The organism is Pseudomaricurvus alkylphenolicus (assembly GCF_011683955.1).
Lineage (GTDB): Bacteria > Pseudomonadota > Gammaproteobacteria > Pseudomonadales > Cellvibrionaceae > Pseudomaricurvus > Pseudomaricurvus alkylphenolicus.
Genome location: NZ_JAAQPI010000010.1, coordinates 229,766 through 245,051 on the forward strand (window position 1 = coordinate 229,766; position 15,286 = coordinate 245,051).

The 15,286-nt window shown below is 52.8% G+C and carries 13 protein-coding genes; 6 read left to right on the forward strand and 7 right to left on the reverse strand.

Translation table 11 applies throughout. From position 1 onward, the window contains the following. Positions 1-2 precede the first annotated feature (2 nt). Complete coding sequence (locus tag HBA55_RS23495; protein ID WP_166996383.1) at positions 3-1,397, reverse strand: aminotransferase-like domain-containing protein; 1,395 nt, start codon at positions 1,395-1,397, stop codon at positions 3-5. A 180-nt stretch (positions 1,398-1,577) separates the two neighbouring features. Between HBA55_RS23495 and HBA55_RS23500 the strand changes: the two genes are divergently transcribed. The 3 genes from HBA55_RS23500 to HBA55_RS23510 all read left to right on the forward strand — a co-directional run bounded on the left by HBA55_RS23500 (position 1,578) and on the right by HBA55_RS23510 (position 4,600). Next, positions 1,578-2,174: a LysE family translocator gene (locus HBA55_RS23500; protein ID WP_166996385.1), complete on the forward strand. Its 597-nt coding sequence runs from the start codon at positions 1,578-1,580 to the stop codon at positions 2,172-2,174. A gap of 270 nt (positions 2,175-2,444) precedes the next feature. Next, positions 2,445-3,467 carry a hypothetical protein gene (locus tag HBA55_RS23505; RefSeq protein ID WP_166996387.1) on the forward strand — a complete coding sequence of 341 codons (1,023 nt, stop codon included), beginning with the start codon at positions 2,445-2,447 and terminating at the stop codon, positions 3,465-3,467. Between the two features lie 89 nt (positions 3,468-3,556). Next, positions 3,557-4,600, forward strand: coding sequence for a 2Fe-2S iron-sulfur cluster-binding protein (locus tag HBA55_RS23510; RefSeq protein ID WP_166996389.1), 1,044 nt, complete (start codon positions 3,557-3,559; stop codon positions 4,598-4,600). 49 nt (positions 4,601-4,649) lie between these two features. Here the strand turns inward: HBA55_RS23510 and HBA55_RS23515 are convergent, their stop codons facing one another. The 6 genes from HBA55_RS23515 to HBA55_RS23540 form a co-directional block, all read right to left on the reverse strand. Next, a complete protein-coding gene (locus HBA55_RS23515; RefSeq protein WP_166996391.1) occupies positions 4,650-5,819 on the reverse strand; it encodes an NnrS family protein in 1,170 nt (389 codons plus the stop codon). Position 5,820: 1 nt separating this feature from the next. Beyond that, positions 5,821-6,066, reverse strand: coding sequence for a hypothetical protein (locus HBA55_RS23520; RefSeq protein WP_166996393.1), 246 nt, complete (start codon positions 6,064-6,066; stop codon positions 5,821-5,823). A gap of 164 nt (positions 6,067-6,230) precedes the next feature. Next, entirely contained in the window at positions 6,231-7,724 is a 1,494-nt protein-coding gene (locus HBA55_RS23525) for an amidohydrolase (RefSeq protein WP_166996396.1), read from the reverse strand. Positions 7,725-7,758: 34 nt separating this feature from the next. Continuing rightward, on the reverse strand, positions 7,759-8,937 hold the full coding sequence (locus tag HBA55_RS23530; protein ID WP_166996400.1) for an MFS transporter: 1,179 nt from the start codon (positions 8,935-8,937) through the stop codon (positions 7,759-7,761). A 47-nt stretch (positions 8,938-8,984) separates the two neighbouring features. Next, a complete protein-coding gene (locus HBA55_RS23535; protein WP_166996403.1) occupies positions 8,985-9,737 on the reverse strand; it encodes a type 1 glutamine amidotransferase in 753 nt (250 codons plus the stop codon). A gap of 216 nt (positions 9,738-9,953) precedes the next feature. Then, the gene (locus HBA55_RS23540) at positions 9,954-10,571 is read right to left on the reverse strand and encodes a TetR family transcriptional regulator (RefSeq protein WP_166996405.1); all 618 of its coding nucleotides are present in this window, start codon (positions 10,569-10,571) and stop codon (positions 9,954-9,956) included. A 217-nt stretch (positions 10,572-10,788) separates the two neighbouring features. On the opposite strand from HBA55_RS23540, the gene HBA55_RS23545 reads away from it, so the two are divergent. The 3 genes from HBA55_RS23545 to HBA55_RS23555 all read left to right on the forward strand — a co-directional run bounded on the left by HBA55_RS23545 (position 10,789) and on the right by HBA55_RS23555 (position 15,209). Then, positions 10,789-13,050, forward strand: a complete 2,262-nt coding sequence (locus HBA55_RS23545; protein ID WP_166996407.1) for a TonB-dependent receptor — start codon at positions 10,789-10,791, stop codon at positions 13,048-13,050. 157 nt (positions 13,051-13,207) lie between these two features. Continuing rightward, positions 13,208-13,717, forward strand: a complete 510-nt coding sequence (locus HBA55_RS23550) for a gamma-glutamylcyclotransferase family protein (protein WP_166996409.1) — start codon at positions 13,208-13,210, stop codon at positions 13,715-13,717. Between the two features lie 49 nt (positions 13,718-13,766). Next, a complete protein-coding gene (locus HBA55_RS23555; protein ID WP_240946259.1) occupies positions 13,767-15,209 on the forward strand; it encodes a sulfatase-like hydrolase/transferase in 1,443 nt (480 codons plus the stop codon). The last annotated feature ends 77 nt before the right edge of the window (positions 15,210-15,286 follow it).

A 15,286-nucleotide genomic window follows, 5' to 3' on the forward strand; every position in this document is an offset into this window, starting at 1 on the left:
CGCTAAACCAGACCTTCTGTGCCTCCAGGCATTTCGCCGAGGATTTCCACCAGTCGTACCAGCCCGGACTTTAATCTTTCCCGGCTTAATTCTCCACCCACACAAAACCGCACAGCCTGCGGTGCCGGGTATTGGCCGGCGGCAAACAGCTCTGCCGGTTTCAGTAAAATATCGACTTCTGCCGCACGTCTTGCAAACTCAGCGGCCCGCCATTGTTCCGGCAGATGCAACCAGACATTAAAGGCACTGGATACGGATTCATAGCGGTAGTCTTGGAGGTGCTCTGCCACAATCTGGTGCCGGATCTCCAGCTCGTTGCGTTGAGCCTCAATGATTTGCCCGGCACGTTCAGAGGTGATCCAGCGGCTCGCCACTTCTGTAGGCAGCGGCGCTATCATCCAGCAGCTGGACTTAAGGGCATTAGCGATGGGCTCGAATGTTTGCTCTGTGGGGTGGATATAACCGACCCGGAGCCCGCCCACCAGGGCTTTTGAGCAACTGCTCACCAAAATGGAGATATCCGGCGCGACGTTGGTAAACGTGGTGTGCTCGGTGTCTGTCAGGCATCCCTGCACATCATCTTCGATAATATGCAACCGGTGTTTGCGGCAAATGGTGGCAAGCGCCTCCACCCTTTCGCGAGACATCTGCCGACTGGTGGGATTGTTTAGACGCGGCATCAGGTAAATGGCGCGGGGCTGGTGGCGTTGGCACGCCAGCTCCAGAGCCTCCGGCGTGGAACCCTGCTCATCCATATCCAGACCAATTAATCGCAGACCCAGCTGCCGGGCGGTGTTGATCAAACCGGGATAGGTCAGGCCATCGCTGAGAATGGTGTCTCCGCGCTGGCATAGCGCGAGCAGAGCCGTAAAGAAACCGTGTTGACCTCCGTTGGAGATCAGTACGCGATCTTCGTCGATATGTTTTGCACCTGTGTATTCGAGCCAATGTTTGCCTGCCTGGCGATGATGGCGCATGCCGCACTCCGGTTGGTACTGCAGCAGGCGGTGCATGAGCGCAGGGTCCGCGGCGATGTTTGCGAGTTCTTCCGCCAGGTGTTGTTCCTGGCCCAGGGTCAGCGCAAAGCTATAGCTCAGATCAATTTGACCCTCAAGTTCATTAGGCAAGGGGGTAATACCGAACATGGGGCAGTTTGCCTCCGGCTCCCGAATGTAAGTTCCGCTGCCAACTCTGGCCTGCACCAGATTTTGTCGTTCGGCCTCAGCATAACCCCGGGTAATCGTGCCCGTTGTGACACCCAATTGATCCGCCAGTGCCCGGTGGGTGGGCAGTTTATCGCCGGGCTTAAGTACACCGGATGAAATCCCTTCGCCAATGGCTGCGGCGATGGATTTATAGGCGGGGCCCTGAAAGGCGGAGAGATCGGGAGACCACATATCTGGATTCCTGGTTTTCGGAATTGTCATGGTGACAAAAATATGATTGACCTTATTTTTTGACCCAATATGATGACAATTGTCCTATGCTTGTTCTGAAATAACGAGCATTGATAAGAAGTTGGCTAGATTGTATCGATACAATTTGTGAGCCGTCAACTCATTCACGGGAAAGATGTTATGGATACCCATTATTTTGCCTCACTCATGTTATTTGTGTTTTCCGTCTCCGTCACACCCGGCCCCAACAACCTGATGGTTACGGCGTCTGGAAGCAATTTCGGTTATTTGCGTACCTTGCCTCATATCGTCGGTATTACTACTGGCTTTACGTTGTTGATTATTTCTGTGGCGGCCGGTTTGGGGACGGTGTTTATCAACCTGCCCAGTCTGCAGATGGCATTGAAAGTATGCGGAGCCGCTTATTTGTTGTGGTTGGCATGGAAGATCACCACCGCGCCGGTGGGAGGTAAGGATCGATTCGATGCCAAACCGCTGAGTTTTACTCAGGCATTTATGTTCCAGTGGGTAAATCCCAAAGCCTGGACGATGGGCATAACGGGAATCTCTGCATTTGCCGTTGAAGGGCAGGAGATGACGCTCTCCCTGATATTGATCACTGCCGCTTTTGCCGTGGTTGTGTTTCCGGTGTGCTCTTTTTGGGCGCTATTGGGGGAGCAGGTCAGTCGGTGGTTGACCTCTGAGCGGGCGCATCGCTGGTTTAATCGAAGCTTGGGGTTATTAACCGCCTTTTCCGTCGTACTGATTGTCAACTAGAAATTCCCCCCGTCTCTCGTCAGTTCATACAAAGTCGACAGATTACAACTGTCGACTTTGACGATGCATCTCTAGTGTCGTGACAGGTTATTTGGTCAAATCTCAAAATTTGATCCAGATCAACTACCTCTTAAGTGACACAAAAATAACAAAAATAGTGTGTATACTGTATCACGTTGCTTAGGGGGTTGGATGTTCACTTCTAAGTACCAAACATACCAATAATTCACCGGCAGTAATGCCACTTAAGTACAGCAACCGAGATTAGAGATGAACAAAGAAAAACTTGCCAAAACCATGGAATGGCCGCCGGAGACTCCGCAGCCTAACGTTTACCCTCTGTCCTGGGAGACAGTGACTGAAAAGGCCGAGGAGGTCTGGCAGGCTTCCCGTCGCGAAGTCTGGGATCCTGCCGCTCTGCCCTGGGATACCCTGGATGTGGAGAGCTATACCTGGGAACAGCGGGAAGCGATTGCCTATTGGTGGTCTTTGCTGTCAGTGTTCGATGCGTCCGCACCGCCGGTATTCGCCGAAGCCTTTATCAAAACTTACGAGATGCACGAAGAAGACGCCATCCGCCGCTGCTTCTTTTCTGTAACCCAGGATGAGCAGAACCACGAGCAGATGTGTGGTCTGGCAATTACCAAATTGCTGGGTGCCAGCAGCTACTTGAACTACGAACCGAAAACGGAATTGGGGCAGTGCCTCAAGAAGAATGTAGCCTGGTTGTATCACAATGGTGGTCGTTATTGGACGGGTTACAAGCAGGCGGTACCGAAGTACAGCCTGGCCGTATTGTTCAGCTCTTTCCTCATGGGTGAAATTGCTGCAGCGACCATTTTCCATCAAATGGCTGCGGGCTGTAAGGAGCCTGTATTCCAGGAGGCGTTTAAGAATATCGGTCGTGATGAAGGTCGCCATATGGCAATCTGCCTGACGCTGATGGAGCGGGATTATCCGAACTTGTCGGAGGAAGAGAAGCCCATTATTACCAAGCAGATTCGCGCGGGTTATTTGTTCCTGTCTGCGGTGCTGTTTGAGCCACCCGAGGACTTCTGGGACCTGCCGGATGACTTTATTCCGACCCAGCGTCAGGCTGAAGAGATTTGTCGCGAAGCCGGTTTTGGTGTGCCTACCTATGAGGGTAAAAAAGAGAACTGGAAGAACGCCATGCTCAATCTGAAGGGCGTGTTGGACAAGTACGACACCGAGTTCCCCGCTATTCCCGAAGTTGGAATTACCGGTAAGGAAATCAACGATATCGATATGGAAGACATCATCCCGGTTTTCTAGATCATTGTAGGTTGAATGAGTGTTTCGGGCGGCACTGCGCTGGCGTGGTGCCGTCTTTGTTTTTGTCTGCAAGGTTTCAGGGTGGTGTTATGAGTAATATTCGTCTTTATCCGTCGGGTCAGGAGGTGACCTGTGAATCCGGTGATACAGTGCTGAGTGCACTGGAGAAAGCCGGTTATGCCATTCCCAATAACTGCCGTGCGGGTGCCTGCGGCGAGTGCAAGATCAAAGTGCTCAAGGGTGAGTACGACCAGGGTTTTATTATGGACATGGCCCTGTCTCAGGAGGAGAGAGCCGAAGGCTATGGTTTGATGTGCATGGCCAAACCCACCGGCGAGGAGCTGGAGATTGAATGGGGCACGGACGATGCACAGCCCAAGTTGTTTCCGCCCAAAGAGAATATTTACTTTCAGGTGGTGGATCGGGTTCAACGCACGCCGCGTATTATCGAATTACGCCTGCGCCCCCTGGGCGCCCCCATGCGTTTCTGGCCAGGCCAGTTTGTGATGGTGGGTGATGAACGCAACGGCATTCCGATGCGCTCTTATTCTATTGCCAACATACCCAACGCCGATGGAGAGATCTGTCTGATGATTACCAAGGTGGATGAGGGCATGACCAGCGGTTGGATTCACGAGAATTTGCAACCGGGTACACGAGTTATGATCAATGGGCCTTACGGTACCTTTATTGGTGATCCGAGCGTGGATAAGCCGGTTATGTGCATGGCGGCGGGATCCGGTCTGGCGCCTATTCTGTCACTCACCGGCGCGGCATTGGCCCGGGGTTACAAAGCGCCAGTCACGTTGATATTTTCGGCGCAACATCAGGAAGACATGATGTACCGGGGATTGTTAGAGTTTTGGGCCAGCAAGTACCGTAACTTTAAATGGTATTGTACCTATACCCAGGACGACAGCGCTGAATTGCGCGGTCGAATACCGACGATTCTGAAAGATATTTCTCAAGATCTCTCCGAGCATGGTGTGTACATCGCCGGGGGGCCGGGATTTGTGGAGGACTGTTCGGCCAAAGCGATGGCGTTGGGTGCCGATAAAGATCAGATCCACACCGAGGGATTTTTTGATCAGTTTGTGCCGGAGCGCCCGCCGAAGGAGCGCTTGATGGGGTAACAGACTGCCGACCTGCTCACGGGACTCTGTGGGCGGGCCGTTCAGCCGCTTACTCAGCTTTGTCCGCTCTCTGCTGTGATAGTATCGGAATGTAGTAAATCAAGAACACCCCAAAGGCCAAAGCCCATAGCAGGCCACTGAGATTCCAGCCGGTAACCACCCACCCTGACATTGGCAGAATGGATCTTGCCAGGGCGGCTATAGCCAGAAAAACAAAGGCAAGGTTTACCCAGGCACTGACCACCAGTGGTCGTCCGGTATGACCCAGCGAAACCCGGCTGATCATGGCGAGAATCATCAAACCGATACCCCCTACAGCGACGAGATGTAAAGCCTGTGAGAATCCAATGGGTTGATACCAGTAGCTCAAGCCTACCGCCAATAGTCCCAATGACATGTACAAATAGGATAGATGCAAAGACCAAAGCAGCGGTACCTTTAGCGTTTGCAGACCACGCCAGCGACTCCAGCGAAGCAGGTGCAGGCTTCCGGTGACGATAAGGGCCAGCGCCGGTGAGAAGGGTAAATAAACCTCCAGAACAAAGCAGACAACCGCCAGCAAGTTAATGACGGGCAGCATTTTTTCCAGCCAGGGTAGAGGGTCGGACATCTCTAAATCAATGCCTTCGCGCTTTAATCCGGAACGGGTAAATAACGGCACAATCCGCCCGCCAATAATACTCATCAACAAGGTAAACAGCAGCACCGCGGTTTTGGTCAGGTGCAGGGCCAAAGCGGGCTTTCCGGTGACCGCCAGTACCAACACAGAGATGTTGAGCAGTCCGAGCACGGCCAGCAATGGGGGCAGGGCATAGTTACGTTTACTCTGCGAAAGCAGCAACAGGCGCGCAAAAGCTGCGGTTACCCAAAGCCACCAAATACTGAGTAAGGCAATGGCGGGCAGCGTGAAGGATTGTGGAGCGAACAAAAGACCGAGCCTCGCCATCAGCCATATCAATACCAGCGCGCCAAGCTGTGCTCCGGAAATGCTGGGTAATCCTGTCCAGGTTTGCACAGCGGTGAGTAAAAAACCGACGGCGACCGTGGCGGCAAAACCGAAAATCATCTGCTCCGCGTGCCAGACCACCGGATAAAAAGCATGAGATTGCACAATGCTATTCATCTGTGCGAGCCACAGAGTCAATGCGACAATGGACAGCGCACTGGCGCCCAGGAAAAAAGGGCGAAACGCCAGTTCCAGTAACGCGGTTTGCTTCATATCAAAAGTCCATTCGACCAAACGCTTTCAGTGCAATGCAGCGCATAACATACCCTATTTTCAGGCTGCCGGCGGCAATAATCATGGCAATGTGCGCAGTGACCAACACAGGTATGGTGAATAGATGTTCCATGCCATAGGCGATAATCGCGGTCATCAAAATAATGGTCAGTGATGCCATCATTAAACCGTTGCCCAGGGCTAAACAGCGCGAATAGTTTATGTCAGTGGCCATATTGACTTGCATTGGACTATACCTTCGTTTTGTTGGTATTCGTCATGCGATCTGCAAGCCTTGGGCCAGATTGTGCAAAGGGCTGAAACCCCGATTCCACCAGTGTTTCGTATGATGTGGCAGCGGTGGTTGTCATAAAGACACAGAGGTTTCTGTATCAATATGACAACTTGTTGTCAATTTAACTCTTGTTGCCTGTAAACTTCAGAGGGCTTTAGCGGTAGGGGCGATGCCATCGCCCGCCAGGGTTGGTAGCGGAAGTTTTTACCTTGCCGACGCCTCAGCTCATTGAGCGCTTTTTTACGCAGCTCAGGCTTTTCAAACAATTCTACGGCGGTTAATGCCATCACTTTGGCGGCCACCTGGGCTCCTTTGAATCCGATGGAGTGACCACTGGCCGCCGTTGACTGCCAACTGTGCGGAGTCGTGCCTGGTACCCAGGTGGCAACATAAAGTCCAACGGTGGGAACCACCCAGCTGACGTCGCCCACATCGGTTGAACCGGGTCTGGGCTCGATTTGCAGATTCAGCGGTTGAATGTCGGTGGCGCTGGTGAGGGTGTGGGATTGATCCTGAAAGGTTTTGCTGATGGTCTTCGCAAATTTGGTTTCTTCACGATTGTAATGAACGCCACCGACCTCACGCAGATGTCTGTCGACCACATTGGCGAGAACATCATTGCGCAAAACATTGTAAACACCACCGTCCACCTTGATATCGACCTCTGTGCCGGTGCCCATGGCAGCGCCCTTTGCGGCGTGTTGCACGCGCTCCCAGATCTCCAGCAATGCCCTCGAATCGGGGTTGCGTAAGAAGTAATGCACCTCGGCCTTGTCCGGAACCACGTTGGGGGCTTCTCCTCCCTGAGTAATGACGTAGTGCATGCGCGTATCTGCGGGGACATGTTCGCGCATCAGGTTGACCATATAGTTGAGCGACTCGACGCCATCAAGGGCGGAGCGGCCATGATGTGGGGTGGCCGCCGCGTGCGCCGAATAACCGCTAAAGGCAAACTTGGCGGAGATAATGGCATAGCTGGAGGGGTTGGAGGCATCATTGGTGGCCGCCGGGTGCCAGTGCAATGCGGCATCGACATCGTTCAACAATCCGCTGTTGACGAAAAACGTTTTGCCACCGCCACCTTCTTCCGCGGGGGTGCCGTAGACACGGATCGTGCCGCGGGTACCCGAATCTTTTAGCCACTGTTTTACCGCCAATGCGGCGCCAATAGAACCGGCCGCGAAGAGGTTGTGGCCGCAGGCGTGTCCCGCGTGTTTACCGGCGATTTCGCTGCGGGTCGGGGTGGCGGCCTGGCTGATGCCCGGCAGCGCATCGAACTCAGCCAGTATGCCGATAACGGGACCACCGCGACCGTAACTGGCGATAAATGCCGTGGGCATTCCCGCAACTCCCTGTTGGATCTTAAAACCTTCAGCTTCAAGTTCCCTCTGCAATCGAAGACTGCTGCGCTCTTCTTCGAAGCTGGTTTCCGCCAGATCCCAAAGCTCTTTGGCAATGGCGGCATTTTGGGTGCTGCGCGCGTCGACGTTGCGGATGATTTGATCGTTGTCCGCGCTCACAGCGAGCCCTGGAGTGAGCATCAAGGCACCCAGTACCTGCAATATCTTGCAAGACTTGAGAGCGAACTTCGGGTAGAGGGCATTTATCATAAACAATACTCGGGTATCAGTTATCGTTATTGGATCATTTGGATTGAAGCTTCATGACCGCCAGCATCAACAGATAACTCAGCAGGCAGCAAGCGGCGGACAGCATCAATACGGCGCGGTAGTTGTCCCCCTCTACGGTCAGGGCTGCGAGGGCGGCACCGGCGGACAATCCCATGCCGGTGACAAAAGAGCTGATTACCGCCGCCCGGCCGCTGTGATCTATTTCCGCAAGCAGACCGAGCTGGAACGGGATCAGAAAATTCCAGGTGAATTTAAGCGCGCAGATCAAGCCGATAAACAAGACCAACGGGTTTTGGTATTGCAGGCCGTACAGAGCGATAAACTTTATGATCACCATGAGGGTGATGGGAGCCAGTCGCCCATAGCGATTGGTAATCCAGGTTGCGCAACCGGCGCCGGCGAATCCTGCGGCGGCACCCGCAGCCAGTGCAAAACCAACGTCTGGCAAGGTAAAACCGGCAAACACCCCCATACGCTCTGCATAGGTCCAGATACTGCTCTGTGCCGCCAGAAAAACAAAGATTGCTGCCAACATCAGTCCTGCAGGAACCCAAGCGGTTTGATCAGTGGCCTTTTTCTCCAGGTTGTCTGATTGCGAATGGCCGGGTACCCAGGGAAACAGCAACAGGGCACCCAGCGACAATAGCGACAGGGTTACAAAAATGCCGTTGACCCCGAATTCCGCCAGGACCCGTGGCAGCGTCCAGAGGGACAGTGCGGCATAACCCAGTTGCCCCATTGAAAACAGGCCGAAGTTGCGGTCGGGCCCTGCGCTCTTGGCCAGTGCTCCATACGTCAGGGCGATAAAACTGCCTGCACCGAAACCGGCAATACAGCGGTTAAGGGCGATCATGGCCACGCTCTCAGAGGCGATGCTGCCAAGATTACCCAGCAGCAGGAGCAGAGCGGCGGCTTTGGTGACCTGTTGCCAGTGAATACGATTGATCCAAACGGCCCCCAGCAGAGCGGCCAGTGATATGAAGGCGGTTTCGAGCGATACCATCAAGCCCGCTTGTTGCTGTGTCAGACCTCTGGAGCCAATCAACCCGCCGACCAACAGCGGGGCAATAAAGATCACGGAGGCGGAAACAACGCCAGTGTATATAAAGGCAAAAATAGCGCGTGGGCTGTTAATGTCCACCATTGAAGATGTGTAACTCCCGGTTTGAATGCAACTGCTGGCCGAGTTCATAAATCTTCCTCACTTAATCATTATTGTTGACGCTGTTGGCCGAATTCTCAATGTGAGCTGGCGACATCACAACGGTGATTCTGCTCCTGTACTGCTCGTACTAGTTCATGCCAGCGTCGCGTCATTTGGCGCGTAAACCGCCGCTGTTGTTCATAGGCCTGCTCATTTGAATTCAACAGACATTCCATCGGTATGCTGTTTTGCAACACACCCTCTTCAGCCAGAACTTGGGCCCAGCCGCGGGTAATTTCGGTGGTGACTTCGGGATGGAATTGAAATCCGTAACTGTGTCGCCCCAGTCGGTAACCCTGGTTCATACAGGCCTCGCCGCTGATCAATAACTCGGCCTCCGGGGGTAGAAAAAAGCTGTCTTGATGAAACTCGAACAAGGGAGGCAGCTCGGTAAGATCACCAAACAATGGATCCTGCTGAGCCGCGGGCGTCAGTGTCAGTTGGGTAAAACCGGTCTCCCAGCCATTGTTTGATCGATAAGGCATGCCAACGGCGCGAGCCAGCAGTTGTGAACCCAGGCAAATTCCCAAAACCGGCCGCCCCAACGTGTGAAACTCCAGCATTAACTGGGTGATGATCTTAAGCGAGGGTTCAAACCGAGTCTCATAGGCGCTCATGGGACCACCCAGCACCACCAAGCCGTCGCTGTTAACATCGATAGAATTGAGTGAGTCGCCAGCCAGCAGATTCTTGATGCGAAGTCGTGCTCCAAGTGCCTGAAGTTCTTCGCCGAGGGTGCCGGGAGGGGCCTTGTCGCTGTTTTGCAGCACCAGTATTTGGCAGGTCATAGTGTACATCTCAAACGTGACAAAAGTTATATATACCATATATGACAAATGTTATGTTTGGCAATGGTTAATTGCCAAAGCCTGAATCTTTAAGTACTTTCAGAGGCAATGAAGATAAACAGAGGGGGGTGGTAAGGAGAGAGCTCGGGCAAAAATCTGCCGATTTTTACCCGATAGAGACAAAGTTTTAAGGAGGTGGTTGACGGTGACGAGCGATTAAAGGAGGTAAGTGCCTAAATAACCTCGAACTGCACGACGTGCTTCTTCGAGATAATCCGGCGTAATTTCGTCATGCAGAGACAGGCTGCGAACAAAGGCGGCGTCCATCAGGTTGACGCAGATGGCCAGTTTTTCCTGCAGGTCCTCCACCTGTGGATAGGGTTCAAGTTGATCAAACAGCGTCAAGAACCATTGCGCAAATTCAGAAAGACGACTGGCGGCACCGCGGCGTACATTGGTGGCAGCATGGACACCAAGAAACAGCTGCTCAGCTATGGGGTCGGTGGTGTAGTACTCATAGCCGGCGTTCACCATTAAATTTGCCAGATCTTCCCAGCTTTCGATGGTCGCCTCTTCAGCCCGGTTCTGAAACAGCTCCAGAACATTTTTAAAATGGCGCTCTGCCAATGCCTGAAAGATCAGTTCCGGTGACGGAAAGTATTGATAGACCGACGCAGCGGGCAGTTCGGCTTTTTCCGCAATCTTGTGGTGAGAGGTGGCATCAATACCACTTTCCAGAATTAAGTACTCGGCTGCATCGAGAATTTTTTCAAATCGAGCAATGCTGCGCGCCTGTACCGGGCGTTTGACCTGCGGGAGGGGTTTATCTGCCACTCATGAACTCCTTGGTTTGAAGGCTCCTTTATACCGTTCTCGACTCAAAAATAGAAGTGACATCTGTCATTTTTGGAATTCCCTTTGGCTATATAGCGGTAATTTTTAATTTTTCAAAAATATAACAAAAGTCATCTTTGGTGTTGAATGTGACAATTGTTATGTTTTATAGTGGGTTCACGTCACAGCAATAACAAACCATGAGAGCGATAATTCGATGCAAGACAAGAACACACCACTGGCTATGGCCATTGCAGCAGCTACGGGAATCTACTCTGGAGTCTTACAGGCTGAAGTAGATGACAATGTCGCCTTCGCGCTTGAGGAGGTGGTCGTTACGGCCCAAAAACGTACTCAGAGTATTAACGATGTGGGCATTACCATGAATGCCTTTACTGGCGAGCAGCTGCGGGATCAAGGTGTCTACACTGCCGAAGATCTGGCGGTTCACACTCCGGGTTTGTCGGCCACCACCAATTCCACAACCGGAGTGCCGGTCTACACCATTCGAGGTGTGGGCTTTCAAGATTACTCCACCAGTGCTTCTTCAACGGTGGGGTTGTATCTGGATGAGATCAGTATTCCTTATACCGTGATGAGTCGGGGCGCCTTGTTTGATGTCGCTCGGGTAGAGGTACTGAAAGGGCCCCAGGGTGATCTTTACGGCCGCAACACGACAGCGGGTCAGATCAATTTTGTCAGCAATCGTCCCACCGAGGAGTTTGAAGCCGGTTTTACAGCAAGCTATGGTCGCTTCGATGTTGTTGACGTAGAGGGCTATGTCAGCGGCAGTCTGACCGATGCCGTACAGGGACGCCTGGCTTTTAAGACGACCCAGTCCGGTGAGGGCTGGCAAGAGAGTGTCAGCCGTGACGATGAACTCGGCGAAAAGGATTTAATGGCGTTGCGGGCCATGCTCAACGTCGATCTGGATGACAGCAAATCCCTGTTGTTAAGAGCTCACTGGGTCAATGACGAATCCGACAATCAGGCACCGATGGTGTACGACGGTACGGAATTACATGGGAGTCCGGGATTTGGCAGAACAGGTAATGACCTGGATGGTAATCCTATTACCCCGATCTACAGTGACAACGACAGCCGTGCGGCCGACTGGAACCCCGGGCTGTGGAAGCCGCGCCGGGACAACACGCTCAAGGGTATTGGTCTCAATTTTAACTGGGATATTAATGACGACCTGAGCTTCACGGCCATCGCCGGCATAGACAGCTTCGATCGCAATGAGTGGAGTGACTGGGACGGAATGGCCTACCTGGACTCCAACATCAATAATATTACCGAAGTGGATACGCAATCGTTGGAATTGCGTCTGGCTTCAAACGGCAATCTCGATTTTACCTGGGTTGCAGGAATCTATGTATCCAACGACGAAGTCAATGAAGATTACCGCTATAACATGCAGGAATCGCGTTTTGCTGTGTTTGGGCGAGCCGACACGGTGTACGAGCAAGAGACAGAGTCCTCTGCGGTCTTCGGCCATGCCGAGTGGCAACTGGCCGATCAATGGCGGCTGACCGTCGGTGCACGATACACCGAGGAAGAGCGCACCTGGCAGGGGTGCACCATTATTTTTGATACCTGTTTCTTCCTGGATGCTGAAAACCGAGGTGAAGTCTTTAAAGACACCCTCGAAGTGGCAAAGTGGATGGGCAAAATAACGCTGGACTATGAGCTCAACGAAGACATTTTGGTCTACGGTACGCTCTCCAACGGATTCAAGTCCGGTGGTTTTAACGGCGCTGCCGCACTGACCCACGCACAGTTGGCCCCCTACACCGAAGAAGAGCTGGTCAATACCGAGTTGGGTATCAAGGCCACCTTGCTGGATGGGCGCATGCAGTTAAATGCCGCTGCCTTCTGGTACGACTATACGGATAAACAGGAACGTGAACGCAAACCCACTCAACTCGGGGCCTTGGGCGGACAGAGCAATGTACCGGAATCCAGAATCAACGGTGCGGAGTTGGAGCTGAAGTGGCTGATTGCTGAAGGCCTGAACGTCAATCTTGGTGTGGCCTACCTGGATACCAAGGTCGAGAAGTGGGCTGCAATAGATGCCGAAAACAGCGCGCCGCCACCAGCGGAACCGGTCACTTTTGACGCTTCCGGTCTGGAGCTGGCTCAATCGCCCGAATGGCAATATAACGGCAGCATCAACTATGAGTGGAGCGTTGGCGATAATCTGGTGATGGGCGTAGCGACGGACTTCAGTTATACCTCTGAGGTCACTGGCGTATCAGGAATTCGCGCGGATGTTACTCGGGTAGAAGACTATTGGCTGTGGGGTGCTCGCGCCAGCCTCGGCTCTGTGGAAGGCGATTGGAAAACAACACTTTGGGTACGTAACCTGACGGACGAGTACTACTATCCGGCGGCCATTGGTGGCGGTAACGCCACCTACGTGCGGATCAACGGCATGCCAAGAACCTTTGGTGTCACGCTGGATTACAGTTTCTGATCGCCATCGAAGAATTCTTTAGCAAGAGTCTCTGACGGCCACTGCTTCTCCTCTCCTCGGCAGTGGACGGTACTTCGCCCTTCAATTCAACGCTGGTGTATGAATTGAAGGGCTTTTTTATGCATTCTGATACAAACCAATACAAGATGGAAAGACTATGTTGGTAGCCGTTTATGGTTCGCTCAAAAAACACTACTTTAATCACGACATTTTGCAGGAGGCGGAATTTATCGGTAACTGGCTGACTGAACCGGATTACACCATGATTGATTTGGGCGGTTTTCCCGGTGTTATCCAAGGGGGAAGCTGTGCCATAGACACCGAAATATACCGGGTCTCCACGAGAATATTGCGGACGCTCGACGACCTGGAGGGGCATCCAAACGTTTATCGGCGGGTAGCACTCGACTCCCCTTATGGTGAAGTGGAGATGTATCTTTATCAGAATAAGAACGAGGCCAGCTTTGAACGGCTGAGGGCAAAAACCATCAGCAGCGGTAAATGGGTCGAAGAAGAGTTTGCACCCTGGGCATCCGGTCGTAAGTTTCTGTTTGCGTGCCAGGATTGCGGCTCTACAGCACACGTACAACTGGAGTCCATCAACGATCTGGTAACCTGCCAGTGTGGCAGTGAGATGATCAGACGCGGGCGCCCTCATTGCGCTTGAGCAGGTCAGCCACTTTATCAATTCATACGAGGAACATACAGTGAACTACATGGTCTGTCGCCTGTACGTTTTTATTGCAGCGATTGTGTTTACCGGTTCGGCATGGTCTGCGTCCGCGCCCAATATTATTATGATCGTGGTGGATGATATGCGGATTGATGAATACGGTGCCGGAGGGCACCCATACCTGTCGACGCCCAATATCGATAGAATTGCCCGCGAAGGGGCTACCTTTTCGCGGGCCTATCACGCAACACCGCTCTGTTCACCGAATCGGGCCAGTATCCTGACGGGCCAGTATTCATCCCGGCACGGTATTTTGGACAACACCTCTCGAAGCTATGCCAGCCACAAGCTGGAACTCTTTCCTCAGCAGTTACAGAAATCGGGCTATAAAACCGCCCACGTTGGCAAGTGGCATATGGGCAACGATGCCTCACCGAGACCGGGTTATGACTACTGGGTGAGTTTTCAGGGGCAGGGCAGAAGCAAGAATCCCATCCTTTATGAAAACGGCAAGTTGGGGGAGGTAAAAGGCTATATCACAGACATTTTTACAGATCGGGCAGTGTCTTTTATCAGGCGTGAGTCCCAGTCGCCCTTCTTCTTATACATTGGCCATAAGGCGGTGCATCCCGATTCTCGTCAGCTTGATGACGGCAATGTCGATATTAACTACGGCAGCCGTTTTATTCCTGCCGACAGGCACAAGGGCAGCTATGACAAAAAGTTCGTTGAGCGGCGCCCCAATCACGGCTTTTCCAGGGAGGATAGTAAAGGCAAGCCGGTTCTGAGCAGGGCCCTGGAGTTTAAGAACTCTGCCGAAATCCAGCGGCGTTTTGGAAAGTTGATTGGAGACGACGTCTCTGAGTCAAGCATCCGTCGCCGAGCTGAAATGATCCGATCAGTTGACGAGGGGCTGGGACGGATATTCGAAACTCTGGAACAGCGCAATATTCTGGAAAACACGCTGGTTGTTCTGACCACGGACAACGGCTACTTCTACGGCGAGCACGGTTTGACGGTTGAGCGGAGACTGCCTTACGAAGAAGCCATTCGCGCGCCTTTATTGATGCGTTACCCGAAACTGATTCCATCAGGCGTGACGATCGACGGATTTGCCAGCTCTGTGGATCTGGCGCCGACGGTGCTCGATATAGCCGGTGTGGAAATTCCCCGCTCCGTCCAGGGAGTCTCTTTAAAACCACAGCTGAAACCCGGAGGCAATTCTGTCCGAGACCGTGTGCTGGTCGAATACCATGGGCACGAAAACCCCATGCCCTGGACAGCAAAGCTCGATTACCGAGCCGTTCTCAAAGGTAACTACAAATACATCAAGTGGCTCAGATACGACGGTGAGGCGGAACTATACGACTTGTCTGCGGATCCCTATGAGCAACACAACCTGATCGCAGATAAACCTTCGCAGGCAGTGCTGGCTGACCTCAAGCATGAGCTTGACCAACTGGTACTCAAGTCGATGGGGATGTAGAGAAAAGGGAGGTTTGGAGAGGGGATGAACGGCCAAGAGAAAGGGTTTTCTCTTGGCCGAATCTGACTGCAGAGCAA